This is a genomic window from Gallaecimonas pentaromativorans, from assembly GCF_003751625.1.
GTDB lineage: Bacteria > Pseudomonadota > Gammaproteobacteria > Enterobacterales > Gallaecimonadaceae > Gallaecimonas > Gallaecimonas pentaromativorans.
The window spans coordinates 290,792-317,195 of record NZ_RJUL01000005.1 but is presented as its reverse complement, the minus strand read 5'-3'; the positions used below and the strand labels follow the sequence as shown (position 1 = coordinate 317,195).

Genomic DNA, 26,404 nt, shown 5'->3' with positions numbered 1-26,404 from the left:
ACCGGGCCAAGGCCCGGTTTTGTTATTCCTGTTCGGGGCGATATTCCCGCTGGAAGTGGTCATTGGAGCATTGCGGGCACAGGGGAATGCGCCCAGGGTGGTAGAAATGCATCACAAAGCCGCAGCGCTGGCAGCGCAAGGCGCCAAAGCCGATGTAGTCTTCGGCTCGGTAACCGTCGGGGTGCTTGAGGTCGTTGGCAAAGCTCTGCCAGGCAAGAGCCGTCTGGTCGGCGCCCTCATAAAGGAGCTTCCACAGCTCTTCGGTGCGCGGGTCCACATCCAGCGCCCCTTCGTGCTCGGACAAAGCGTATAGATCGTCCTTGAGCTTGGCTTCAATCAGCGCCAGCTCGTCCTTGGTCATTTCGCCGGCGGCGTGCAACAGGCCCTTGGCCTCTTCTACCAAGGCGTCGAAGCGCGCTTCGACCTTGCCTTCATCAATGCGTTTTTTCAGCTCGTCGAGCAGGCGTTGATAACCTTTTACTGCCATGGTTTCACTCCGTGTTTTTTCTCTGTGATACGCCGCCTTAGCCCAGATTGCAAGAAGGGGCACGGGTGGGTGGCGGGGGGCCTTTGTGCAAGGTATCCTATGGCGATTATTTTCAAGCCTAGTTTTCGCGACGCGGTAACCCATGCAAGAACAATACGATCACAGCGCTATCGAGCCCCAGGTGCAGCGCCACTGGGAAGAGAACAACACCTTCGTGGTTAACGAAGATCCGGCCAAGGAAAAGTTCTACTGCCTTTCCATGTTCCCCTACCCGTCCGGCCGCCTCCATATGGGCCACGTGCGTAACTACACCCTTGGCGACGTGATCTCCCGTTACCAGCGCATGCAGGGCAAGAACGTGCTGCAACCCATGGGTTGGGACGCCTTCGGCCTGCCAGCGGAAAACGCCGCGGTAAAAAACAAAAGCGCCCCGGCCAAGTGGACCTACGAAAACATCGCCTACATGAAAGGCCAGCTCAAAACCCTGGGCTTTGGCTACGACTGGACCCGGGAAGTGACCACCTGTACCCCCGAGTACTATCGCTGGGAGCAGTGGTTCTTCACCAAGCTGTTTGAAAAAGGCCTGGTCTACAAGAAGATGGCCACCGTCAACTGGGACCCGGTCGACCAAACCGTGCTGGCTAACGAGCAGGTGGTTGACGGCCGCGGCTGGCGCTCCGGCGCCCTGGTGGAACAAAAGCAAATTCCCCAGTGGTTCGTGAAGATAACCGACTACGCCGAAGAGCTGCTCAACGACCTTGAGACCCTCGAAGGCTGGCCCGAGACCGTTAAGTCCATGCAGGCCCACTGGATTGGCCGCTCCGAGGGTGTGGAGCTGAGCTTTGCCGTCAAAGGCGAAACCGGCACCCTGGATGTGTACACCACCCGCCCCGACACCCTGATGGGCGTGACCTACGTGGGCATTGCCGCCGGTCACCCCCTGGCCGACAAAGCCGCCGCCAACTTTCCGGAGCTGGCCGACTTTATCGAAGAGTGCAAAAACACCAAGGTGGCCGAAGCCGACATGGCCACCATGGAGAAAAAGGGCATGGACACCGGCCTTAAGGCCATCCACCCCTTAACCGGCGAAGAAGTGCCGATTTGGGTCGCCAACTTCGTGCTGATGGATTACGGCACCGGCGCCGTAATGGCGGTACCGGCCCATGACCAGCGCGATTACGAGTTTGCCAGCAAATACGGCCTCGACATCAAGCAAGTGATTGCTTTTGCTGAAGGTGACATCAAAGAAGCGGCCCTGACCGGCAAAGACGGCACCTTAATCAACTCTGGTGAGTTTGACGGCCTGGCCTTCCAGGGCGCCTTTGACGCCATCGCCAACAAGCTCGAGGCCCTTGGCTGCGGCAAGCGCAAGGTTAACTATCGCCTGCGCGACTGGGGCGTGTCTCGCCAGCGTTACTGGGGCGCCCCTATCCCCATGCTGACCCTGGAAGACGGCACCACAGTGCCGGTACCACAAGATCAATTGCCGGTGCGCCTGCCAGAAGACGTGGTGATGGACGGCATTACCAGCCCCATCAAGGCCGACCCCGAGTGGCGTAAAACCACCTATAACGGCCAGAGCGCGGAATTTGAAACCGACACCTTCGACACCTTTATGGAGTCAAGCTGGTACTACGCCCGCTACGCCAGTGCCCACACCGACGACGCCATGCTGGACCCGACCAAAGCCAACTACTGGCTGCCGGCCGACCAGTACGTGGGCGGCATCGAGCACGCGGTGATGCACTTGTTGTACTCGCGCTTCTACCACAAGCTGCTGCGCGACGAAGGCCTGGTGAACTCCGACGAGCCCTTCAAGCGCCTGTTGTGCCAAGGCATGGTACTGGCCGATGCCTTTTACTACGTCAACGACAAAGGCGGCCGCGAGTGGGTATCACCGCTGGATGTGACCGTTGAGCGCGACGAGAAAGGCCGCATCATCAAGGCCACCGACAACACCGGCCGTGAGGTGATCTACGACGGCATGTCGAAGATGTCCAAGTCCAAGAACAACGGCATCGACCCGCAGGTGATGGTGGAGCGTTACGGCGCCGACACCGTGCGCCTCTTTATGATGTTTGCCGCGCCTCCGGAGCTGACCCTGGAGTGGATTGAGTCCGGCGTTGAAGGGGCCAACCGCTTTATCAAGCGGGTCTGGAAGCTGGCCTTTGAGCACCTTTCCAAAGGTGCCGTCAGTCAGCTTGATGTCGCGGCCCTCAACGCCGACCAAAAGGCCCTTCGCCGCGAGCTGCACAAGACCATCGCCAAAGTGGACGATGACCTTGGCCGCCGCCAGACCTTCAACACCGCCATTGCTGCGGTGATGGAGCTTCTGAACAAGCTGGCCCGCGCTCCGCAGGAGTCCGAGCAGGACCGCGCCTTGCTGCAAGAAGCGCTGATGAGCATGACCTTGCTGCTGCATCCCATCATCCCCCACGTCACCACTGCCCTTTACCAGGCGCTGGGCGGCCAGGGCGATATTTGCGATGCCAGCTTCCCGGTAGCCGACCAGGACGCCCTGGTGGAAGACGAAAAGCTCATCGTGCTACAGGTAAACGGCAAGGTGCGTGGCAAGGTCACGGTGCCTGCCGACATCAGCAAAGCTGACCTCGAAGCCATGGCCATGGCCGACGACAACGTCAAACGTTTCCTCGACGGGGTAACGGTCCGTAAGGTCATCGTCGTGCCTGGTAAACTGGTTAATATCGTCGCCAACTAAGGAATGGATATGCGCTGGCTTGTCTTTGCCACCCTGTTGCTGCTCGGAGGTTGCGGTTTTCACCTCCAGGGCAGCTATGAGATGCCGAGCAGCTTCAAAACGGTGAACCTCACCAGTTTTGACCCCTACGCCAGCATCACCAAGGCGGTTACCAAGAGCTTGACCGCCAGTGGGGTTAACCTCATTGGCGGCAATGGCCCGGAGATCCACCTGGTGGCCGACCACCTGGACCGCCAGACCCTGAGTCTGTTCAGCACCGGCCAGGTGGCGGAATACGAGCTGGTCTACACCCTCACCTGGCAGATCATCGAGAAGGACAAAGATCCGCGGGATCTCACCATCGAAGTGCGCCGCGACTACCAGGACGACCCCACCAAGATCCTCGCCAAGGACAAGGAACGGGAACTGCTGGTTGACGAAATGCGCAAAGAAGCGGCGGACCGCCTGGTACGCCAACTGGCCCAGGGCTGATGCAGGTTCGCCCCCAGCAATTGAATGACGCCCTCAAACGCCAGCCCCTGTGGGTGCTGGTGTTTGGGGACGACGCCTTTCTGGTGGAAGAAGCCCTCGACAAAATACGGCGCCATGGCCAGCGCTGGGGCGTGGAAGAACGCTTGAGTTTTACCGTGGAAGGCGGCTTTGACTGGGCGGTTATCCGTGAGGAATACCAGAGCCTGTCGCTGTTCGCCTCCAAACGCATCATTGAGATAAACCTGCAGCAAAAACCGGACGAGTCCGGTAAAGCGGTGCTGCAGGAACTGACCCAACACCCCAATCCCGATCTGTTGCTGGTGCTGCGCGGCCCCCGCGCCGAAAAAGGCATCACCAACGCCCCCTGGTTTAAAACCATGAGCGAGCAGGGTATTTACCTGCCCCTCTACCCCCTTGGCGAGCGCGAGTTTCCTGGCTGGCTGGCCAGAAAGCTGCAAGATGCCGGCTTTAAACCCACCCCGGAGGCGGTCCAGGCCCTGGCCCACTTCACCGAAGGCAACCTGCTGGCTGCCGCCCAGGAAGTAGAAAAACTGGCCCTCTTGCATCCCCAAGGGCCCTTGAGCGAAGACGACATCACCGGTGCGGTGCTGGACCACGCCCGTTTTGATCTCTTCCAGTGGACCGACGCCCTCTTGGGCGACGACGCCGCCAAGGCGCTGCGGGTTCTGACCCGGGTAATGGAAGAAGGCACCGAGCCACCGCTGCTGCTGTGGGCCCTTGGCCGGGAGCTAGATACCCTGCTGGCGCTGGTTACCTCCGGCAACCCGCAAGGAGAGCTTGCCAAAAGGCGCATGCCCCCTCAGCGCAAGAGCCTGTACCTGGCCGCCATCAAACGGCTATCCGCCGGCCGGCTGCGGCAAATCGGCCGCCACCTTGCCTGGCTTGACCAGCAATTTAAAACCCAGGACGGGCGCGGCGTCGAGCAAGGGCTTAACGATCTGACCCTGGCCTTCTTCCCCGGCAAGCGCCCGGCGCTGCCGGTTATTCGCCCGGGGTACGTGCAATGAAGCCGCTGGGCCTTTTTGGCGGCACCTTCGACCCCATCCACCTTGGCCACCTGCGCATGGCCATCGAGGTGATGGAAACCTTCGAGCTCGAATCGCTGCACCTGCTGCCCAACAAGGTGCCGCCGCACCGGCCCCAGCCGCTGGCGAGCGCCGAGCAGCGCCTGGCCATGACCCGCCTGGCGGTCGAGGCGGTGCCGGGGTTGGTGGTGGATGAACGGGAGCTCAAACGCCCCGGCGACTCCTACACCGTCGATACCCTTGAAGACGTGGCACGGGAATTTCCCGGCCGGCCGCTGCTGTTCATGATGGGTATGGACAGCTTGTTGTCTTTTACCTCCTGGCACGGCTGGCAGCGCATCCTGGAGCTGGCGTCCCTGGCGGTATGTTGCCGCCCCGGCCATCGCCTCGACTCCGACTCCCTGGACGTGCAGCTCTCCTGGCGCTTAGGGGAAGGCCCGGTGACAGGCCCTGGGCAAATCCTGCCCATCACCACCACCGAGTTGGCCATCTCGGCCACGGATATCCGAACGCGGGCCAAAAACGGCCAGCGGCTGGATTTTTTGCTGCCCCAAGCGGTAGCCGATTACATTCAGGCATCGGGCCTGTACCGGGCCGACAAGGCTTCGTGATAGACTCCCCGCCTTAATTTTTTGACAGGTAATTTCATGAACGGCGAACAACTCAAAGATTTTGTTGTCGATAAGGCCGACGACCTGAAAGCCGTGGACATCAAGACCCTTGATGTACGTGGCAAATCGTCAGTGTGCGAATTTCTGGTGATCTGTTCCGGCACCTCCCGGACCCACGTCAACGCCATTGCCGAGAACGTTGTGACCGAAGCCAAACAGACCGGCATGCAGCCGCTGGGCATCGAAGGCAAAGCCGGTGGCGAGTGGGTACTGGTAGACCTTGGCGACGTGGTATTGCACGTGATGCAGGAACAGACCCGCGACTTTTACCAACTGGAAAAACTCTGGGGCTGATGAAGCTCAAACTCATTGCCGTCGGTCAAAAGATGCCTTCGTGGGTGAGCGAAGGTTTTAACGAATACCAACGCCGTTTCCCCCGCGATTGCCCGCTGGAACTCATCGAAGTGCCGGCCGGTAAAAGGGGCAAAAATGCCGATATCAGCCGCATCCTCGATAAGGAAGGCGAGCTGATGCTGGCCCAGGCCCAGGGCTGCCATATTGTCACCCTGGACATCCCCGGCAAGCCCTGGGATACCCATCAACTTGCCGAGCAATGGACCCGCTGGCAGGTTGACGGCCGGGACGTGGCCATCATGGTCGGCGGCCCAGAGGGGCTGGCACCGGCCGTAAAAGCCGCGGCCGAGCAGTCCTGGTCGCTCTCCAAGTTAACCCTGCCCCACCCTCTGGTGCGGGTGGTGATGGCCGAGGCCCTTTACCGGGCCTGGAGCCTCAACAACAACCACCCCTACCACCGAGAGTAAGATGGCGCGCAAGAAGGTCCAGATCCGCGATCACAGCTTCGAGGCGTCCCTGTTCTGGCGTCGCGCCTTGTTTTGCCTGCTGGTGGTGGTGGTCTGTTTCGGCGCGCTGGTCACCAACCTCTATCACCTGCAAATTGAAGAGCACAAGCAATACCAGGTGCGCTCCAACGACAACCGCATCAAGCTGGTACCGGTGGCCCCCAACCGCGGTATCATCTATGACCGCAACGGCGTGGTGCTGGCCGAGAACCGCCCCGTCTATTCCCTGGAAGTGGTGCCTGAGCAGGTCAAATCCTGGGACGAGCCCCTCAAGGGCCTGCAGCAGCTGCTGGACATAGACGACGACACCATCAGCGATTTCAAAGAATCCCTAAAAGGGGTGCGCCGCTTTAACCGGGTCACCCTGCTTGAAGAAATGACCGAGAAGCAAGTGGCGGAGTTTTCTGTTAACCAGTACCGCTACCCGGGCTTTTCCGTCGAGGGGCGGCTCAAGCGCTATTACCCCTATGGCGATGCCATGACCCACGTGCTGGGCTATGTGGCGCGCATCAACGACAAAGACCTGCAAGACTTGGCCGACAAGGACCAGCTCTCCAACTACGCCGCTACCCACGAGATTGGCAAGCTGGGGGTGGAGCGCTATTACGAGAGTCTGCTGCACGGCCAGGTCGGCTACATGGAAGTGGAAGTAAACAACCGCGGCCGGGTGATCCGCACCCTGCGTTTTGAGCCGCCGGTGCCGGGTAAAGACCTCTACCTGAACATCGACCTTGGCCTGCAGCTCAAGGCCCAGGAACTGCTGGCAGGGCACCGCGGCTCCATCGTTGCCATGGACCCTCACACCGGCGGCATCCTGGCCATGGCAAGCGCCCCATCTTACGATCCCAACCTCTTTGTGCGGGGCATCACCAGCAAGGAATACAACAAGCTGCTGCACTCGCCGGACCGGCCGCTGATTAACCGCTCCACACAGGGCCGCTACCCGCCAGCCTCTACCGTCAAACCCTTTATGGCGCTGGTGGGCCTGGAAGAGGGGGAAATTACTCCCACCAGCAAGATTTGGGATCCAGGTTATTTCGAGCTACCCAATGTCGACCATAAGTGGCGCGACTGGAAGCGCTGGGGCCACGGCTGGGTGGACATGAAAAAAGCCATTTCCGAGTCCTGCGACACCTACTTTTACCAGTTGGCCCTGAACCTCGGCATCGACCGCATCCACAACTGGATGACCAAGTTCGGCTTTGGCCAGTACTCAGGCATTGATATCCACGAAGAAACCAACGGCGTAATGCCCTCTCGCAGCTGGAAAGAGCGGCGGTTTCGCCAGCCCTGGTACATAGGCGACACCATTCCCATCGGTATCGGCCAGAGCTACTGGACCGTAACCCCGGTGCAGCTGGCCACCGCCGTAACCATCATGGCCAATGCCGGGGTTTACCATACACCCAAGCTGCTGATGGCCACCGGCTCACCGACCGGCATCATCAAGCTGCCGCCGGAAGACAAGCCCGAGGTCAAAGCCAGCCCATTGCATTGGCATGAAGTGGAAGCGGCCATGCGCTTTACCGTCACCAGCCCTCACGGCTCGGCGCACAAGGCACTGAACGACGCCCCCTACACCGCCACCGGTAAAACCGGTACGGCTCAGGTGATCAACATCGGCCAAGACGAAAAATACGACGCCAAAAAAGTGGCCGAGCGGCACCGCGACAACGCCATGTTCATCACCTACGCCCCATACGAGACCCCGAAAATCGTGGTCGCTGTCGCCCTTGAGAACGTGATTGGTGGCGGTGGCTCGGTAGCGGCTCCTCTGGCCCGCCAGGTACTGGATTATTACCTGCTGGATGAGGGCCACCTGAAAGACGACGAGGCCAGCCATGACTGAACAACGAAGTCTGCTCAACCGCCTGCACCTGGACGGCTGGCTGCTGTTTTTCCTGCTGTGCCTGATGGGGGTCAGCCTGGTGGTGGTGTACTCGGCCTCGGGCCAGTCCGCGCCCATGATGGAGCGCCAGATGGTGCGCCTGGCCCTGGCGCTTGGGGTAACGGTGCTGCTGGCACAAATCCCCCCTGATACCTACAAACGCTGGTCGTTGCCGCTTTTCACCGTCGGCACCCTGATGCTGGTGGCGGTGCTGGTGGTGGGGGATATCGGCAAGGGCGCCCAGCGCTGGCTGGACCTTGGCTTTATGCGCTTTCAGCCTTCTGAGGTAATGAAGCTGGCGGTGCCGATGATGGTGGCCTATTACATCTCCCGCCACCCGCTGCCCCCTACCCTGCTGCAGCTGTTCAAAGGCTTTATGCTGGTGATAGTGCCGACCCTGCTCATCGCCAAGCAGCCCGACCTTGGCACCGCCATTCTGATAGCCGCCTCCGGGGTATTCGTCTTGTTTTTGTCGGGCATGAGCTGGCGCCTGGTGGGCGCGGCGGTGGCGGCCATCGGCGCTTTTTTGCCCATTCTCTGGTATTTCTTGATGAAGGATTACCAGCGCCAGCGGGTACTGACCTTCCTAAACCCCGAGTCCGACCCTTTGGGCAGCGGCTATCACATCATCCAGTCGAAAATCGCCATCGGCTCTGGGGGTCTTTGGGGCAAGGGCTGGCTGCACGGTACTCAGTCGCAGCTGGAGTTTTTGCCAGAGCGCCACACCGACTTTATTTTTGCGGTATTAAGTGAAGAATTTGGCCTGGTGGGGGTGTGCTGCCTGCTACTTTTGTACCTGGCCATCATCAGCCGGGGGCTGTACTTGGCCACCCAGGCTCAAACAGCGTTCAGCCGCCTGTTAGGTGGCGCCATTATGCTGACCTTCTTTGTGTATGTATTCGTGAACATCGGCATGGTGTCGGGCATGTTGCCGGTGGTAGGGGTACCCCTGCCGCTGGTGTCCTACGGCGGCACCTCCATGGTGACCCTGATGGCCGGCTTTGGCATCCTGATGGCGATACATACCCACAAACGCCTGCTGCATAGCTGACGGAGGTCAGATGACAAAATGGAAATGGGGACTGGCGCTGCTGTGTTCCCTGCCGGCCTGGGCACAGATCCCACAGGACCAGGCCCAGACCCTGGCCCAACTGTCAGGCCTGACGGAGCAACAAGTCCAAGACGCCATGGCCGGGGTAGAGAAAAACCAGAAGATCCTCGACGCCATCGCCACCCCCTGGGAAGCCAAACCCTGGTACCAATATCGCCCCATTTTTATTACCCCTGAGCGCCTGAAAAAAGGCCTGGCCTTCTGGCGCGCCAACGAGGCACTGCTGCAACAGGCCGAAGCCCAGTATCAGGTACCGGCGGCGGTGATTGTGGCCATCATCGGGGTAGAGACTTACTACGGCGCCCACATGGGCACCTACCCGGTGCGCGATGCCCTCTATACCCTCGGCTTTTACTACCCGGCCAGGGGCGCCTTTTTTACCAAGGAATTGGGCCAATACTTGAAACTGGCCCAGCAGCAAGGCTGGCAGCAAAGCCCGCTGGGCAGCTATGCCGGCGCCATGGGCATGGGCCAGTTTATTCCGTCGAGTTACCAGCATTACGCCGTGGATTTTGACGGCGACGGCAAGCGCGACCTCTTTGCCAGCAACGCCGATGCCATTGGTTCGGTAGCCAATTATTTTCACGAGCACGGCTGGCAAATGGGCGAGCCGGTGCTGGCCGGCGCCACCGTTAAAGGCAAAGCGCCGCTGACCGACGGCCTGGAGCTAGACACCACCCTTGGCGCCCTGGCCAAGGCCGGAGTCAGCCCCGCCATCGCCATGGATGGGGCCACCCCAGCCAAGCTCTTTGCCTTTGAGCAAAAAGACGGTACCGACTACCAAGTGGCCTTTCACAACTTTTACGTGATCACCCGTTATAACCGCTCGCCGCTGTACGCCCGGGCCGTCTGGACCCTGGCCCAACAGCTGGAGCACGCCCATGGCAAATAAGGCCTGGTGCTACGGCGCCTTGTTGTTGCTGGGCGCCTGCTCCAGTACCCCCGATAGCGGCACCGGCAAAAGCGGCCGCTATAGCCAGCAGAACGACGCCTACCCGGTGGACGTGCCCAAGCTTGACCATGTCAGCGACGCCAAGGTCACCAACGAGCCTTACTCGCGCCAGGGTAATCGCGATTACGAGCTGCGTGGCCAGTTTTACAAAGTGATAAAAACGCCCCAGGGCTTTACCCAGGAAGGCTACGCCTCCTGGTATGGCACCAAGTTCCATGGCTATCACACCTCCAATGGCGAGGTGTACGATATGTACGCCATGAGCGGGGCCCACAAAACCTTGCCGCTGCCCAGTTTCGTGCGGGTCACTAATCTGGACAACGGCAAGCAGGTGGTGGTGCGGGTGAACGATCGCGGCCCCTTTCACCAGGGGCGCATTATCGATTTGTCCTACGCCGCGGCTTACAAGCTGGACATGCTCAAAAAGGGCACGGCCAGGGTCAGGCTGGAAGTGATCACTGCGCCACAAAAAGAAACGGTGCTGGCCCCCCTTAAGGCCACCCATCCTATCTTTATCCAGGTGGTGGCCAGCAGCGACCAGGACCGCGCCGTTGACGCCGGCAAGCGGTATGCGGCGCTGATGGGCTGCGGCTACCAGGTAGTGCGGGACCAGGGCCTGTACAAGGTGCAGCTCGGCCCGGTCAGCGACGAGCTCAAAGCCGAAGCCCTGATTGAGAAGCTAAAAGGCCAAGGCATAGCCCGGCCATTCAAGGTTTATGCGGAACCTCAGGGGACCGATGGGGTCAACATCCCCTGATGCCTCTGGTAACCTATACAAATTCGAAATAAGAAGATGACTTTATCTATGCGCAACGCCCTTTTATCTTTGAGCCTGCTCGGCTTGACCGCCTTTTCTGTTCAGGCCGCCCGCATCGTTCCCCAGGCGCCGCAGGTTGACGCCAAGGCCTACGTGCTGATGGATTTTAACTCCGGCAAAATTCTCGCCGAAAGCAACGGCGACGAGCGCCTGCCGCCAGCCTCTTTGACCAAGATGATGACCAGCTACATCATCGGTAAGGAGATCAAAGACGGGCGCATCAAGCGCGACGACATGGTCACCGTTTCCAACAACGCCTGGGCCAAGAACTTCCCCGACTCCTCCAAGATGTTCATCGAGGTGGGCACCCAGGTCAGCGTGGGCGAGCTTAACAAAGGCATCATTATTGATTCGGGTAACGACGCCTGTGTGGCCATGGCCGAGCACATCGCCGGCACCGTCAGCGGCTTTGCCGATCTGATGAACGCCGAAGCCAAGCAGCTGGGCCTTAAAAACACCCACTTTGTAAACCCCCACGGCCTGCCGGACCCGGAGCACTACTCCACCGCCCACGACATGGCGCTGCTGGGCGCGGCCCTCATTCGCGACCTGCCGGAGGAGTACAAGATTTACTCCGACGAGTCCTTTACCTACAACGGCATCAAGCAGTTCAACCGTAACGCCCTGCTGCACGACAAATCCATGAACGTGGACGGCATCAAAACCGGCCACGTCTCGGAAGTGGGTTACTCGCTGGTGGCCTCCGGCGTCAAAGACGGCATGCGCCTGGTCTCGGCCGTTATCGGCACCAAGTCCAACGCTGCCCGCCGCGATATCTCCAAAGAGCTGCTGAACTGGGGTTTTCGTTTCTACGAAACCGTAACGCCTTTTAAAGCCGGCCAGGAATTTGCCAAACAGCGCATCTACATGGGCGACGTTGACCAGGTGCGGCTGGGCGTGCTGGACGCCACCCCGGTCACCGTGCCGCGGGGCGCCGCCAGCGACATCAAGGCCGACTTCCAACTGGACAAAGAGCTCAAGGCCCCCCTGGCCAAAGGTGAGCGTGTCGGCACCCTGTTTTTGAAGCTTGACGATAAAGACATCGCCCAATATCCGCTGGTGGCTCTGGACGAAGTCAAACAAGGCGGCTGGTTCTCCCGCCTGATGGATTACCTGACGCTGCTGGTCAAAGGCTGGTTTAGCTGAGGCCTTGAAAACGCCGCAGCTGCCCCCATATAGAAAGGCGCCACGAGGCGCCTTTTTTGTCGCTTTCTGGTACACTGTCCACCATTAACGTCTGGAGTGGTAGCATGCAGACCGAGTTCGATAAATATCTGGAGTTTCCTTGCCAGTTCCCCTTCAAAGTCTTGGGTCAGGCTCATGACGAGTTGGTGGACAAGGTAGTGGCCGTGGTTCAGGAACACGCCCCGGGTGATTATTCCCCCAGCGTGCGCCCCAGCACCAAAGGTTCCTACCATTCGGTAACAGTGCAGGTGACCGTCACCTCCAAGGACCATATAGAAACCCTCTATAAGGCCCTCGGGGACATTGAATTGGTCAAATATGTGCTCTGAGCTTCGGGTCCGCCAACTGGGACGGCAGCCCTATCAGCCGGTGTGGGACGCCATGAAGGCGTTCACCCAGGAGCGCGGACCAGACTGCACCGACGAGCTTTGGCTGGTCGAACACCACCCCGTCTTTACCCAGGGCCAAGCCGGCAAAGCCGAGCATGTGCTCTTCCCCGGTGATATCCCCGTTGTGCAAGCCGATCGCGGCGGCCAGGTAACCTACCATGGCCCGGGCCAGCGCGTGCTTTATGTGCTGGTGGATCTGCGCCGTAAAAAGCTGGGGGTACGGGAGCTGGTTACCCATATCGAACAGGCGGTGGTGGAAACCCTCGCGCATTTTGGCGTCGACAGCGCCCCTCGGGCCGACGCCCCCGGCGTGTACGTGGGCGACAATAAAATTTGCTCCCTGGGTCTTAGGGTACGCCGCGGCTGCTCCTTCCATGGCCTGGCCCTCAATGTGGCCATGGACTTAGAGCCTTTTCACCGCATCAACCCCTGCGGCTATGCGGGCATGGAAATGACCCAGCTCAGCGCCCTTCGCCCCGATACCACTCTTAACGATGTAGATCCCATACTGGTCGCCAAACTGGCCAAGCGCCTGGGCTTTGACGATTGGTCCTATACAGACGGATTGGATGTAGCTTCATGAGCAAGACCGTACGCATTGAACCCGGCGTTAAACTCCGCGATGCCGACAAAATGGCCCTGATCCCCGTTAAGGTGATGCCTTCCGAGCCCAAGCAGATGCTCAGAAAGCCGGACTGGCTGCGGGTAAAGCTGCCGGCCAGTACCCAGCGTATCGACGACATCAAAGGCGCCATGCGCAAGCACGGCCTGCACTCGGTCTGTGAAGAGGCGTCCTGCCCAAACCTCTCCGAGTGTTTTAACCACGGCACCGCCACTTTCATGATTTTGGGTGCCATCTGTACCCGCCGCTGCCCCTTCTGCGACGTGGCCCATGGTCGCCCCCTGGCCCCCGATGCTGCCGAGCCTGAAAAGCTGGGTCTGACCATCCGCGACATGAAGCTCAAGTACGTGGTGATCACCTCGGTTGACCGGGACGATCTTCGTGACGGCGGCGCCCAGCACTTTGCCGACTGCATCAAGGCCATTCGCAAATACAGCCCCAATATCAAGATTGAGATTCTGGTGCCGGATTTTCGTGGCCGCATGGACATCGCCCTGGACATCCTTTCCGAAACGCCGCCGGACGTGTTCAACCATAACCTCGAAAACGTGCCGCGCCTTTATAAAATGGTGCGTCCCGGTGCCAACTACGAGTGGTCTTTGGAACTGTTGAAACGCTTCAAGGAGCGCAACCCGGCAATTCCTACCAAGTCCGGCCTGATGATGGGCTTGGGGGAAGAGAACGATGAAATTCGCACCGTAATGCAGGACCTTCGCGACCACGGCGTCACCATGCTGACCCTGGGCCAATACCTACAACCGAGCCGCCACCACCTGCCGGTTGCCCGCTACGTGCCCCCGGCCGAGTTCGACGAGCTGCACGACAGCGCCATGGACATGGGCTTTGAGCACGCCGCCTGCGGCCCGCTGGTACGCTCCAGCTACCACGCCGACAAACAGGCGGCCGGGGAAGAAGTTAAATAACCGCCCTTCGATGAAAAAGGCGCCTTAGGGCGCCTTTTTTTATGGCTTCAGCCCAGCACTGCCAAGCCAAGCCAAGCCAAGCCACCACCTCTCAAATTTAAAACAACACTCACAAAAACTCTGTTAACAACAAAATTAACAAGTTAACAAATTGACAACCAAACACCACCCGCCATATAACACTTCACTTCAGAAATTAGCCGTGTAGACGCCTATTTTCCAAGGCATTGCCTCGGTGCACTGCGACGCGCTGCTGCCTACCGTGGCGACAACACCATTCCCTTAATAACCATGACAGAGGAACACCATGCGCAGTACTACAGCACTGACGCTTCTGGGTGCACTACTGGGTCAGCATACCGCTGTGGCGGTGACGCAGACTCAGCCCTTATCCCAGACCAGCCGCCCCGAATTAGGCACATTCAAAGGTTACCCCTCCCACATCGACCAACAACTAGGTACCCCTACTTTTTTATGGCTCAAAAATGATAGCGCAACCAAAAACAAAGCCATTATCGATTCCAAAACCAGCAAAAAGTCGGATAAAAACCAACTGGAAATAAAGGCAAAACAACAGATAATAGCCAACAGCCGACGCCTCGGCATTGACGTGGTTAGCGCAACCAATGCCAAATTAGTGGCTTTGCATGCTCCGCAAGGTGGCCCCACCATTGCCCGTTTCCAGCAGCTCTATCACGGCAAGGAAGTGTTCGGCCGCACCCTCAACGTGCTGCTCGATAAAGCCCAAAATCCCATTGCTCTGACCGGCAATTTTGCCCCTGCCAGCCAAAGCAACGCCTTGGTGGCAGAGGCTTCCGCCGTCGATGCCCGCCAGGCAGCACGCCTCGCCTTTCGCGAGATGACGGGCGAAAACCTGAGTGGCGACTTGCAGAGTCAGGGCGCCGAGGACCACCGCGAAACCTTCACCCTGGCTGGTGGAAATAGCTCCTGGCAGTTGCTGGGGCAAATTCGCACAAAATCCCTGTACTTCAGCCCAAGCGAGACCGGCAGTGCTCTTATTCCCGCCTACCAGGTGGAGCTTCGCGCCCACAATGATAAAGAGCAGCAGGCCTTTGCCTTTATCATATCGGCAGTGGATGGCCGCGTATTGCGTCGCCACAACCAACTGAGCGATGTAGCCACCAGCTACCGGGTCTGGGCCGATAATGAAGGTAAGCACCAACCCTATGACGGCCCGGTCGGCAACGCACTCCTACCTGCCCAGGGCTTTACGCCCCAGCCCGTCGCAACGGAAATACCTGCCGACCAGCCCCTGGTCACCCTAGAACATGGTCCTATCAGCACCAATGATCCCTGGCTACCGGAAGGGGCCACGGAAACCTGGGGTAACAACGCCGTAGCCTATATCGATTTGGGCGCATTAGATGGTTTCGACCGATACGTCGGCGACATCATGCCATCCATGAATGGCGAGCAAAGCTTCGATTTTGCCGCAAGCCTCAGCGACCCCATAGGGGAAGAGGCTCGCAAAGCCGCCGCCGTTAACCTTTTCTATTTGGTGAACTGGCTCCACGACGATTGGTACGACAACGGCCTGGATGAGACATCCGGCAATGCCCAAATGGACAACTATGGCAGGGGAGGCATGGCGGGCGATCCCATCTTCGCCGAGGGCCAGGATTTCTCTGGCCGCAACAACGCCAACATGTATACCCCGTCCGACGGTTCCAGCCCGGTGATGCAGATGTATTTGTTCGACGGCGTAGTCGATGGTGAGCTGACTCTCACCAACCGCAACGGCCTTGGCCCCTATGCCATAGGGACCTCCGACTTCGGTCCTACTGCCTACGACATCCAGTCCGAAGTGGTGATTGGTGTCGACAACAGCGACGACTGGGGTGAAGGCAGTTACAACGACGGTTGCCAAACACCTTACCTCAACCAGACGAACGTCGCTGGCAAGATAGTGATGCTGCGTCGAGGCATGTGCGACTTCAACCTCAAGGCGCAATTTGCTCAGGAAAACGGTGCCATCGCCGTGCTCATCGCCGACAACACCGACCAAGACCAGCCCATGTCTATGGGGGGATACAACCCTTCAGTCACCATTCCCAGTGTGTCCATCACCAAGGCCGCTGGCGACACCCTGCTGGCCGCCATGGACGATGGCCCAGTAGAGGTACATCTGCGCCGAAAGATGACCGACAGGGACGGTACCCTAGATAACGGCGTTATCGCCCATGAGTTTTTCCACTATGTGTCTAACCGTTTGGTGGGAGATGGCAACGGCCTGAGTAACCAACAGGCACGGGCTATGGGCGAAGGCTGGTCTGATGTGGCCGCTCTGCTACTCACAGTGCGTGAGGAAGACAGCCAAGTGCCTGGCAACGACCGCTTTCAAGGGCCTTACGGGATCGGCCTCCATGCCACCTCCAATCCCTACTTTGGTATTCGCCGCGCGCCCTACTCCACTGATTTTTCAGTTAACCCACTGACCTTCAAAGATATCCAAGAAGGCCAGGCGCTGCCGACCTCGGCCCCTCTGGCCTATGGTCAGGACGGCGAAGGCAACAGCGAAATTCACAGCGCTGGCGAGATCTGGGCCAATACCCTGTGGGAGTTCTACGCCAGCCTATTGAACGACAGTCGCTACAGCTTCGATCAAGCTCGCGAACGGATGCAGGATTACCTCATAGGTGGCCTAAAATTGACCCCACTGGACCCCACTTTTCTCGAAGCCAGGGACGCCATTCTGGCCGTGGTAGCTGCCACCGACGAACGTGATTGGGAACTGGCCGCCAAAGCCTTTGCCAAGCGCGGCATGGGCATAGGGGCTCAGGGGCCGGCCCGTTACAGTGAAGACCTGAGTGGCGTTGTAGAGAGCTTCGAGGCTGACGCAGGTTACTTTGAGTTGGCCGAGACCAAGCTGGACACCGGCTTTGACGACGGCAAACAGGGATATTGCAGCAACGATGGCATTCTCGACGCCGGTGAAACAGCCCGCCTGACCCTGACCCTCAACACAGGTGGGCAGGCCGATCTTAGCCAGCCGCTCATGGCCCGAGTCAGTTCCAACGGCGATGCCAGCTTCGCCAATGACGGCCTTATCACCTTCCCAGCACCGATTGTACCTGGTGCACAGGTGTCCGCTTCTACCCTGATCACCCTTGGTAGCGCCGACAAGGGTGAGGATCTGCAACTGCAGATCAACTTCGAGCCTTATGGTGTGGAAGGAGTACTGGAGCCAGCCCCCCTGCTGTTGCACCAGACCGTTAACTACGGCCTGGCGCGTATCAGCCAGGTCGATGACATGGAAACGCCCTTGGCCAGCCAACGCCAATGGCAGACAGGCGGCGTCGATTACCCCTTCTATAACGATTGGGCGCTGGTCGCCTCGGCCGATCCGGCAAGCGCCAGCGGCGTCAACCATCTCTGGGTGGGTCTAGCCAACGGCTACAGTGCCAACACCACTCTGACGGGCCCGGTACTAAATGTCAGCACCAGTGAGCCACTGATAGTGGAATTCGATCATTGGTACAGCTTCGAGGAAATTTACCAAGGTCTTGGCGAAGATGGCGGCGTGGTGGAAGTCAGCGTCAACGGCAGCGAATTCACCAACAGTCTGTTTCTGGGCGGTATATTCGAGGAAGGCGGTTACAATGGCGCAGCTATTGGCAATGATTACGGCCCCGCCTTTGTCGGTACCCTCAACCAAAGCGGCACCTCTAGTCATGTCCGTATCAACTTCGGCTACAACCTGGCTGGCACCCAAACCCGTCTGCGTTTCCGAACTGCGGTTAACGAGTCCAACTCCACTAACTCCCCCACAGGGTGGCTGGTGGACAATGTTGCCATCAGCGGCACTACAACTCCCCCCTTCTTAGGCTTAGTCGATAACGCTCCCCAGTGCGATAACAGACCCTTGCACATCGATGCTGGCCCAGACCAGCAAGTGGCCGAGTTGGACTCCCTAGGCCAGGCTAGCCTGGTCACCCTCAATGCCAATCTACTCGACCGTGACGGTATTGAGGATGTGCATCTGCGCTGGGAGCAGATAGCAGGCCCGACAGTGGTGCTGGACAACCCTTTCAGCGCCACACCCAGCTTTAATGCCCCGCCTGTGGATGACGATACTCAACTCAGCTTCCGCCTGACTGCCAGCCAGCAAGGCGCTATCCAGGAAGACGGTCTGACCGTCACCATAATGGATACACCGCCTCCAGCGCCGACACCAGACCCACAACCGGCTCAGCCCCAGAGCGGTGGCGGTGGCGCCCTGTCTCCTTTGACCGCACTCCTGACTCTTATCACCGGCCTGCTGGCCAGGCGCCGCCGCGTGCCTCTGGCCCCTCGCCCCGACCAACAGCCTTTAGCGAAATGAGGCTCAAGAACATGCAGAACAAGTTCACTCCTTTGACCCTGGCGGTACTGACCGCCCTGACCGGTCCTGCCCTGGCTGCCAGCCCCGTCAAGCACCCCAGCCCACAGGCCTGGGCACAGGAGGCCAGCACCAGCAACCAGCTACTGGTCAGTGTCGACGGCCTTGGCCAAAGCTATGAGGCGCTGCGGCGCCAGGCCCCAGGCATAGCTGCGGCCGAGCTGAAATCCCGGTTGCTGAGCCCGGCCTTCGTCGAGGCAGCCGCCAAAGCCGGCTTGACGATAGGCCGAGTCTTCCCGCGCACAGGCCTGGTGGAACTGACCGCCAGTACCGCTCTTGCCAGCGCCATGGACGCCGCTGGTCGCCTGCCCGGAGCCCGTTTTGCCGCAGTCAACCACAGCCGCCAGCCCCAAGGTCAAACCAAGCGCCCAAATGACTTGTACTACAGCGTGCTCTGGGGCCTGGACGACTACGGCCAGCACAACGTCACCCTCGACACCTATGGCCTGGGTGACAGGGACATCAACGCTCCCGAAGCTTGGGCCGTGCGCACCGATACCGCCGACGTGGTGGTGGCGGTGCTGGATACCGGCGCCGACATCAACAATGCCGATATCCACGACAACATCTGGGTCAACCCCACAGAGATCCCCTACAACGGCATCGATGACGATAACAACGGTTATGTGGACGACATCAACGGCATAGGCCCTGCCGGTGAATACCTCGACATGGACCCGGTCGACAATGACCTGGGCGGCCACGGTTCGGCCATTACCAGCATCATCGGCGCCGTGGGTAACAACGGCGAGAAGGTCACAGGGGTGGCCTGGCACACCCAGATGATGCCCATCAAAGTGGTGCGCAACTGGGGCGCTATCAAGGACGTCAACCTGGTCGAAGCCATAGAGTACGTGCTCGATACCAAGGCGCGCCTGGGCCTTAAACAAGTGGTGATGAACCTGAGTTTTGGCAGCTACCAGCAGAGCCAGGCCCTGACCGCGGCCCTGGCTGCCGCGGCCGACGCCGGGGTGCTGATCATCGCCGCCGCCGGCAACGCCGGCCAGAACAATGACCACATTCCCTTCTACCCAGCCAGTAGCCCTGTGGACGCCATCGTCTCAGTCGGCGGCAGCGGCATTTCTCATCTAGGTAGGGAGCCTGTGTCCAACAAGGGCTGCGCCAGCGTCGATGTGATGGCGCCCGGCGAAGGCATCGTAGGCCTGGCCGCCAATGCAAAGGACCACGCCGAAGTCAGCCTGCTGTTCGGCACCTCGGGCGCCGCCGCCCTGGTGTCGGGTGTCGCCGCCCTGACCTGGGCCCAACACCCGGAATGGGACTGGCGAGAAGTGAAAAACGCTCTGCTGAGTAGTAGCAAGCCGGTGGCCGATCTGCAGGGTGACTCCCTATCCCAAGGCATCATCAAAGCGGATCTTGCCCTAGGTTATGACAGCACTAGGCCCGTGGTGTGGGGTCTGTCTAGCACGACTGCGGCTCCAGGCAGCAGCGTCACGATAACAGGTGTCCGCTTTGGCCAATCCTCAGGCAAGGTGGAGCTCATTAGCAGCGACGGCACTGCAACTGAGTTGACCATTGACCAATGGCAGGACGATAGCATCAAAGTTCTGGTTCCCGATGACGCGCCTTATGGCGCCTCCGGCCTGGTGGTATCCCGGGGCAATCTGCAGTCCGGTCAAGCCTGCTTGGCTGTGGGTGATCAGACTCAGAGCCTTGCCCATCTTGCCAAGAGCCGCAGCCATGCCAGCGCCGCCTTGCTGGACGGCGCCCTTTGGGTCTTTGGTGGCGAGGTCCAGTATGGTGCCCTTGCCAGCGTCGAGCGGGTTGATTTGGCCAGCCACAGGGTCCAGGCCGACAGTGCCTGGACTATGCCGCAGGCCAGCAGCGGCGCCGCCAGCGCCGTGCTGGACGGCAAGGTGTACCTGGCTGGTGGTTTTGGCAAGGACAACAATGCTATCAACAACACTCAGATCTTCGATCCCAACACTCAGAGCTGGAGCCAGGGCGCCCCTATGCCCGGCAAAGTCGGTTACGCAGCTGCTGCTGCCTACCAAGGCAAGCTCTATGTCCTGGGCGGCCTACTACGGCCCCAGTACGATATGAGGCCCGAGGATTTCTCCGACACTCTCTATATCTACGATCCCAAAGCCGACAGTTGGACTACAGGGCCCAGTCTGCCCAAAGCCAGTTGGGGCCAGGCCGCCAGTGTCGACCCCAGAGGCCAAGGCATAGTGGTGGCAGGCGGCTTTGTTGATGCCAGCGGCGACGCCGTCAAGACGGTACAGTTGTTCGACCCACGAACTGGTAGCTGGCAAGCTCTGCCTGATATGCTGGAAGCCCGCAGCAAATTCTCCCTCCTCACCCACAACGACGCTGTTTATGCCCTGTTCGGCTGGCAGAACTACCAAACTCTGACCCTGGACTCAGGGGAAATACTGGTCGACGGCCAGTGGCACAAAGCCACTCAGGTGGATATCGGCCTAAACGGCACAGCCGTGGTTCAGGACGGGGAGCAAGCTTTTATCGTCGGCGGCGAGCAGCGCATCGCCACTGGGGATGACAACAGCGAGTATTCTACCGACCGCGTATTCTCAAGCCAGGTGCTGGCTTTCAATCTGGCCGAGCGCCCACAAATAGCTCAGCCTGAACCCGAACCTACTACTCCAGACCCTGAACCAGCCCCGCTATCAAGCAGCGGTGGTGGCGGTGCGGCTGGCGGCCTGCTGCTGGCCCTGCTGGGTGCGGCGGGCCTTCGCCGCAAGACCCGCCGCTTGACCAAGTTTCTTGCCCTTGGCCTGTTGCTGGCATTTGGCAGCCAGGCAAGCGAGGTGGACAACGCTTTGCTGCTGGTCAAGATCAAAAAAGGCGTCTCAGACCAAAGCGGTGCCCAACCGCAACTGCCAAGCGAGTTAACCGCTCTGCTAGAGCAAGTGGGCGGCAAGCCGGTCAAGTGGTTCAAGCACGCTGGTCTTTTGAGCGTAGAAGTCCATGGCCAAGGCGAGGCGGCACTCAAGGCCCTTCGTCAAAGCCCCTTGGTACAATACGCCGAACCCAGCTTCCAGAGGGAACTACGTAATACCTACCCTAATGATCCTGAGCTGCGCCGTAGCTGGGGCCTTGACAACTATGGCCAGCAGTTCCAACACGCCTATGGTCTGGTCGACCGGGATATCAACGCCCCCGAGGCCTGGGACATTCGCCACGACGCCGACGACGTAGTGGTAGCCATCATCGATGGCAAGGTCGACACCCACCATCCAGAGCTGGTGGACAACCTATGGATCAATCCAGGTGAGATCGCCGGTAACGGTCTAGACGACGACGGTAATGGCTACATTGATGACATTCATGGCATTGACCTAAGCAAAGACCGCAATAGCCCAGTGGAAGACCCTGTCTATGGCGGTACGTACGACCCCACACTCTATAGCCATGCCACGGCCGTAGCAGGCATCATCGGCGCTAAAGGCGATAACGACCAGGGCGTGGCAGGTGTAGCATGGAGAGTCAAGCTGATGCCGCTGGCCGCCATCGGCGCCGACGACTTCGGCCTGGTAGACGATGGCCGCATCGTCGAGGCTATTGAATACCTGCTGGACACCAAGGAAAGACTAGCACTGCCAAGAGTGGTGTTGAACATGAGCTGGGGCAGCTACCGCCACAGCCAGGCCATACATGATGCCCTGCAGGCAGCTCAGGACGCAGGCGTGCTGATGGTTGCCGCTGCAGGTAACAGCAGCCTGGATGAGGACACCGAGCCCACCTATCCGGCCAACGACGCCCTGGCCGCCATGGTGGCAGTGGGCGGTATGGACAGCTCCGCCCCGGGCCTGATGTTCACGAGTGACTACGGCTGCAACTCAGTGGACCTGCTGGCACCAAGCTTCAACATCTACAGCCTGGCCCCCATGCAGGATCTGGGTTACAGCATCAACACCGGCAATTCCATGGCAACCGCCTATGTCTCGGGCATTTCCGCCCTGATCTGGGCCCAGTACCCCACGGCCAGCGCCCTGGATGTAAAAGCGGCGCTGATGAATGCCAGCGAACCCATGATCGATTTGACCCGTACCAGCCTGACTCAGGGCATGGTGCGCGCTGACAAGGCCCTGGCTCCTGGTGTGATCAGCAACAGCGCCATATGGGATCTGAGCCCCATGGCGGCAGGCCCTGGCCGGGTACTGACTCTCAGCGGCCACCACTTTGGCGACCAAGCAGGTCAGGTCAAGCTTATCCAAGGCGAGCAACAGCTGACCATGGATGTGCTCTCCTGGCGCGATGACCACATCGAGGTAAGGGTTCCGGTGGAAAGCCCCTTCGGCCAGGCCGAAGTTCAGGTCATTCCACCCATGGCCTATCCCAGTCATAGTGCCTGCTTCACCGTCGCTGAATACCCAGAGCAGGTGGCCAGCAGCCTGTCGCCACGTATTGGCGCGGCCTATACCGAGCTGGACGGTAATCTCTGGTTACTGGGCGGTGAGGACAGTGGCGCCGCCAGCGCCACTGTCGAAAGAGTCGACACCACCAGCCTAACTGTCAGCAGCGACAGCACCTGGGCACTGCCTAGCCCCCTCACCGGAGCTAAGGCTGTGTCAGAAAACGGACTGATCTATTTAGTGGGGGGATTTAACAGTGATGGTTATCCCACTGATGAAGTTCTCGCATTCAACCCGGCGACCCCGGGCTGGCAGCAGGTTGCAACATTACCCCATCCTCTAGCTAACGCCACCGTGGTGGTGGCAGAAGGCAAGCTCGTTATCATGGGTGGCCAACTTACAGCAGATCCATTGGTACTACCCAGCGATATCAGTACAGATGTAGCCATACTGGACCTGAGTAATATGAGCTGGAGTCAAGGCCCTAATCTGCCCCAAGCAGTGGCTAATGCTGGAGCTGAGTTTAATCCGGCAGATGGCACGATTAGCCTCTACGGTGGCTACTATCAGCCATGGGAAAATGCTTCGGCTACATCGGCCACCAATGCCGTCTGGCATTGGGCACCCGGCAGCGATAGCTGGGCAGCGGGTGTTCCCATGATTGAAGCACGTGAAGGTCATCTACTACTTCGCTATAAAAATGAGGTTTATGCGCTTTTTGGCCGATCTAACACCAACAACCAGACAGTTTGGGGCATCAATACTGGAGAGCGCTTAGTAGGCGATACTTGGCAACAGGTAGTACTGGGAAATCGTCGCCTTGCACAGCCCGCCGGCACTATTGCAGGTACACGGTTCTTAGTTGTCGGAGGTGTGGACGACTTCATCGAAACCAGTGCCGGTGATGAGCAAGTCTGGCAAGTCTCCATTCCTGGGGTCACTCAAAGTGAGCTTCCCCCAACCGATAATGTTCCACCTGAACAGGGGCTACCAGTAACTCCGCTCCCTGAGTCCTCGTCGCCCCCTTCTGGCAAAAACTCTGGAGGCGGAGCAGGCAGCCCAATACTCAGCCTGATGTTGGCAGGCATAGCGCTTTGGCGCCGTCGTAAACTCCCAGATTAAATAAAGTAAAACGCCATCATCAAAAAATGGTTGCTTTGACTGAAAGCCCCCCAATAAGGGGCTTTCGTTTTTACAGGTTCCGCTCGCAAGCTGAGCTGTTGACTCACCTCCCATGATTGCCTTGTCAACATTCCCAACCAACGTAAAAATAATGCCGAAGCCCTTAGTTGAACATTAGCACTACAGAGCATTTTTCAACCATCCACTCTCTGCAGGCACCTCGCCCTTAGGTGGTGGCTTTCGGGTTCAGGTATGTCCGATATGCCATGGCACGCCAAAATTTCCTCCCCAATACTTCGCGTTCAGATCTTAGGCACACTCAAGGAAGAGTCATGTCACGCCAGATGCTTCTTTCGCAAGCGCGCAGCATTGCTGCTAACACCTTGGTCAGCTGGCTGGAAAGACGCCGTTCAATACCCCGAGCTCTCCAAGCTGTTTGATAACGACACCCAGCGCCCCATGACGGTAAAAAAGCTCCCCGCCAAACTGTCGGCCTGGCTGGAGACCCGGGTAAAACTCAAACACCAAGCCTTTCAAATGCTGTGCAGCCTCAACGACTTTGACCGCCTCAAAGTGGTTGAGGAGATAGTCAGCATCTGTAAAAACCCCAGCGCGCCGGATGTGTCGGTGCAGCGCAAGAATGCCTTCCAGCGCCTTCGCCGCAGCCAATATCCTTTTAAGGGGTATCACTATTTGGTGATGTTTGCCGTGGAGGGTCCAAACATCGTGGTTAATGATGTGCTGTTTGATAAGCGACTGTTGAGTAGCCAAGAGGCCAGCAATATGGAGCGCAACGCGCTTTACCGGGTAAAACGCAATGGCTATGCCGCCTTCGATCCAAGCAAGGGTGACAGCGAACTCGCCGATAAATTAGCTGACAACTGGGACAACCTGACTCCTCAGCCAGTGCACAGGATTGAAACCCGTCACGCCGCCATCAACGGTATGCTCAACGGGCTATCCAAGGCAACTTGGTTGATGGGCACTCACCTAGAAACGGCCTATAAAGGACATCGGATAGACGACTACACCCTGTTCCATAACCCCAGTGAAAGCGCTAAGGAAGATTTGCTGGAATGCGCATTCGATAAAAGGGCGGCGGGCCGTATCCATGGTTTTAGCCACAACGTCCACCATTTGGCTGCAGTGCTCAATGAAGCGCAGCAGCGCGGCCAGCAAACCCATTGGGTGGCACACAGCCAGGGCGCGATTATTTTTGCCAGAGCGGTGCGGGTGCACCTTAAGGAAATTGGCACCCCACTTAACTGACATAAAGTCAGCATGCATGGCGCCGGCTGCAGCATGGCCGACGCACGCATTGTGTGCCAACAGGCGCTGATCCAGATGGTATCAAGCCGTAATAACCCCTTCGACATGGCACCCAACTTGGCTGGCGGCAATGATTTAAGTCCCTCAGGGCTTATCCGTTCCTTGCAATTTGCTGGCCTGGTCGTCGGCGAGAACAGCCTGGCAAGCCCCCATACCTTGCCTTACCTGGGGCTGGAGACCTACTATCACCAACTGGTCATGACCGGCAACCATGACCGGGCCCGTATCGTTGCCAAGTACCGCTCCTAGGATCTCGTCTTGCTGAACACGTTAAAACAAAAACTGGTGCAGAGCGGGACCCATGGCGGTCCCGACCTTGAGCACAGCTGGTCTCATCAGGTCCGCTTTGATACAGCGCAAATCCACCTTTTAAAACCGGGCAGCCTGATAGAAGAGCGCGTCCCAAGCAGCTACCCTTGCCAGCTTGATGCCGCCGACTTTGCGACAAACCAAGCCCAAGCCAGCCAACTGCGCCGCACCCTGCACTCGCGCATCACCATTGCCTCAACTCTCTGGCAATATCGCCAGCCACGTTGGTACAAGCATCAACATGAGCCTTTCACCTTGGTCACCGCCATCTGGGGCGTGGAGAAGCTCAAACGCTCTTTGGTAGAGCCGACCTCGACGGCCTTAGCGCAGTACCTTAAAGACGACTACCAGCATCATTTCAATGACCAGGGTGGCCACAATTGGCAAATACGGCAAAAAGCCATTGCCTATTGCGCCACCCGGGAATACCTGTCTGAGCCAGCTCGGGTAGAGGCCTATTACCAGCAGTTGGTAAACGGCGAGGCCAACCCTGCCCATCTGGCGCAGGTTCTGGCGGACTACGGCGATTACATCGACAGCGCTGTGAATGCAGATGCCGCCCATGTGCCGACGCTTTTTGAAGAAGTGACGATGGGAGCCATGCCCTGGGTACGCTTCGAATGGGGCTATCACGGCTTTCGCCCCGATAATCTCTATTACGCCAGCCCCTTAGATACTGGGCATCTATTGTTGCTGGATTTCAGCTTTAACCGCCTATTGCCAGATACCGATCAGTACTGGTTGGAGCGAGCGCGAGAGGACGCCGCCAAGGTGGTCACCGGCACCACAGTGCAGCGGCTGGCACTGCCTCAAGACTAAAAAGGCGCCCT

The 26,404-nt window shown here is 58.9% G+C and carries 20 protein-coding genes; 19 read left to right on the top strand and 1 reads right to left on the bottom strand.

Going from position 1 to position 26,404, the window contains the following annotated elements; genetic code table 11:
• Positions 1 to 22: 22 nt before the first annotated feature.
• On the bottom strand, positions 23 to 487 hold the full coding sequence (locus EDC28_RS11325; protein ID WP_170164102.1) for a zinc ribbon-containing protein: 465 nt from the start codon (positions 485 to 487) through the stop codon (positions 23 to 25).
• Positions 488 to 629: 142 nt separating this feature from the next.
• Here EDC28_RS11325 and leuS point away from each other — a divergent pair, with 142 nt between their 5' ends.
• From leuS to EDC28_RS11230, 19 genes are all read left to right on the top strand, one after another.
• Positions 630 to 3,206 carry a leucine--tRNA ligase gene (gene leuS, locus EDC28_RS11320; protein ID WP_123421665.1) on the top strand — a complete coding sequence of 859 codons (2,577 nt, stop codon included), beginning with the start codon at positions 630 to 632 and terminating at the stop codon, positions 3,204 to 3,206.
• A 9-nt stretch (positions 3,207 to 3,215) separates the two neighbouring features.
• Entirely contained in the window at positions 3,216 to 3,677 is a 462-nt protein-coding gene (locus tag EDC28_RS11315) for an LPS-assembly lipoprotein LptE (protein WP_050660458.1), read from the top strand.
• Positions 3,677 to 4,705 (top strand): DNA polymerase III subunit delta, encoded by a 1,029-nt coding sequence (holA, locus tag EDC28_RS11310; RefSeq protein ID WP_123421664.1) that lies wholly within the window; start codon positions 3,677 to 3,679, stop codon positions 4,703 to 4,705. Before EDC28_RS11315 ends, holA begins: the two co-directional genes overlap by 1 nt.
• Positions 4,702 to 5,334, top strand: coding sequence for a nicotinate-nucleotide adenylyltransferase (nadD, locus tag EDC28_RS11305; RefSeq protein ID WP_123421663.1), 633 nt, complete (start codon positions 4,702 to 4,704; stop codon positions 5,332 to 5,334). The genes holA and nadD overlap by 4 nt, the downstream gene beginning before the upstream one ends.
• A 36-nt stretch (positions 5,335 to 5,370) precedes the next feature.
• Complete coding sequence (rsfS, locus tag EDC28_RS11300; protein ID WP_050660455.1) at positions 5,371 to 5,688, top strand: ribosome silencing factor; 318 nt, start codon at positions 5,371 to 5,373, stop codon at positions 5,686 to 5,688.
• Complete coding sequence (gene rlmH / locus EDC28_RS11295) at positions 5,688 to 6,155, top strand: 23S rRNA (pseudouridine(1915)-N(3))-methyltransferase RlmH (protein WP_050660454.1); 468 nt, start codon at positions 5,688 to 5,690, stop codon at positions 6,153 to 6,155. Before rsfS ends, rlmH begins: the two co-directional genes overlap by 1 nt.
• Before the next feature lies 1 nt (position 6,156).
• A complete protein-coding gene (mrdA, locus tag EDC28_RS11290; protein WP_123421662.1) occupies positions 6,157 to 8,043 on the top strand; it encodes a penicillin-binding protein 2 in 1,887 nt (628 codons plus the stop codon).
• Positions 8,036 to 9,133: a rod shape-determining protein RodA gene (gene rodA / locus EDC28_RS11285; protein WP_050660452.1), complete on the top strand. Its 1,098-nt coding sequence runs from the start codon at positions 8,036 to 8,038 to the stop codon at positions 9,131 to 9,133. The genes mrdA and rodA overlap by 8 nt, the downstream gene beginning before the upstream one ends.
• A 10-nt stretch (positions 9,134 to 9,143) precedes the next feature.
• Positions 9,144 to 10,085: a lytic murein transglycosylase B gene (mltB, locus tag EDC28_RS11280; RefSeq protein ID WP_123421661.1), complete on the top strand. Its 942-nt coding sequence runs from the start codon at positions 9,144 to 9,146 to the stop codon at positions 10,083 to 10,085.
• Positions 10,075 to 10,902 carry a septal ring lytic transglycosylase RlpA family protein gene (locus EDC28_RS11275; protein WP_123421660.1) on the top strand — a complete coding sequence of 276 codons (828 nt, stop codon included), beginning with the start codon at positions 10,075 to 10,077 and terminating at the stop codon, positions 10,900 to 10,902. The genes mltB and EDC28_RS11275 overlap by 11 nt, the downstream gene beginning before the upstream one ends.
• A gap of 48 nt (positions 10,903 to 10,950) precedes the next feature.
• Entirely contained in the window at positions 10,951 to 12,108 is a 1,158-nt protein-coding gene (locus EDC28_RS11270; RefSeq protein ID WP_050660449.1) for a D-alanyl-D-alanine carboxypeptidase family protein, read from the top strand.
• Positions 12,109 to 12,212: 104 nt separating this feature from the next.
• Positions 12,213 to 12,476 carry a DUF493 family protein YbeD gene (gene ybeD, locus EDC28_RS11265; protein ID WP_050660448.1) on the top strand — a complete coding sequence of 88 codons (264 nt, stop codon included), beginning with the start codon at positions 12,213 to 12,215 and terminating at the stop codon, positions 12,474 to 12,476.
• On the top strand, positions 12,466 to 13,119 hold the full coding sequence (gene lipB / locus EDC28_RS11260) for a lipoyl(octanoyl) transferase LipB (protein WP_123421659.1): 654 nt from the start codon (positions 12,466 to 12,468) through the stop codon (positions 13,117 to 13,119). Before ybeD ends, lipB begins: the two co-directional genes overlap by 11 nt.
• Positions 13,116 to 14,081 (top strand): lipoyl synthase, encoded by a 966-nt coding sequence (lipA, locus tag EDC28_RS11255; protein ID WP_123421658.1) that lies wholly within the window; start codon positions 13,116 to 13,118, stop codon positions 14,079 to 14,081. The genes lipB and lipA overlap by 4 nt, the downstream gene beginning before the upstream one ends.
• A 637-nt stretch (positions 14,082 to 14,718) precedes the next feature.
• A complete protein-coding gene (gene mprA, locus EDC28_RS11250) occupies positions 14,719 to 18,423 on the top strand; it encodes an MprA protease, GlyGly-CTERM protein-sorting domain-containing form (RefSeq protein ID WP_211355737.1) in 3,705 nt (1,234 codons plus the stop codon).
• Positions 18,424 to 18,434: 11 nt separating this feature from the next.
• Positions 18,435 to 23,936, top strand: a complete 5,502-nt coding sequence (locus tag EDC28_RS11245; protein ID WP_170164100.1) for a S8 family serine peptidase — start codon at positions 18,435 to 18,437, stop codon at positions 23,934 to 23,936.
• 369 nt (positions 23,937 to 24,305) lie between these two features.
• Positions 24,306 to 25,205, top strand: coding sequence for an alpha/beta fold hydrolase (locus EDC28_RS11240; RefSeq protein WP_123421655.1), 900 nt, complete (start codon positions 24,306 to 24,308; stop codon positions 25,203 to 25,205).
• Between the two features lie 33 nt (positions 25,206 to 25,238).
• Positions 25,239 to 25,514, top strand: coding sequence for a hypothetical protein (locus tag EDC28_RS11235; protein ID WP_148049843.1), 276 nt, complete (start codon positions 25,239 to 25,241; stop codon positions 25,512 to 25,514).
• A gap of 9 nt (positions 25,515 to 25,523) precedes the next feature.
• Positions 25,524 to 26,393 carry a hypothetical protein gene (locus EDC28_RS11230; protein ID WP_123421653.1) on the top strand — a complete coding sequence of 290 codons (870 nt, stop codon included), beginning with the start codon at positions 25,524 to 25,526 and terminating at the stop codon, positions 26,391 to 26,393.
• Positions 26,394 to 26,404: the final 11 nt, after the last annotated feature.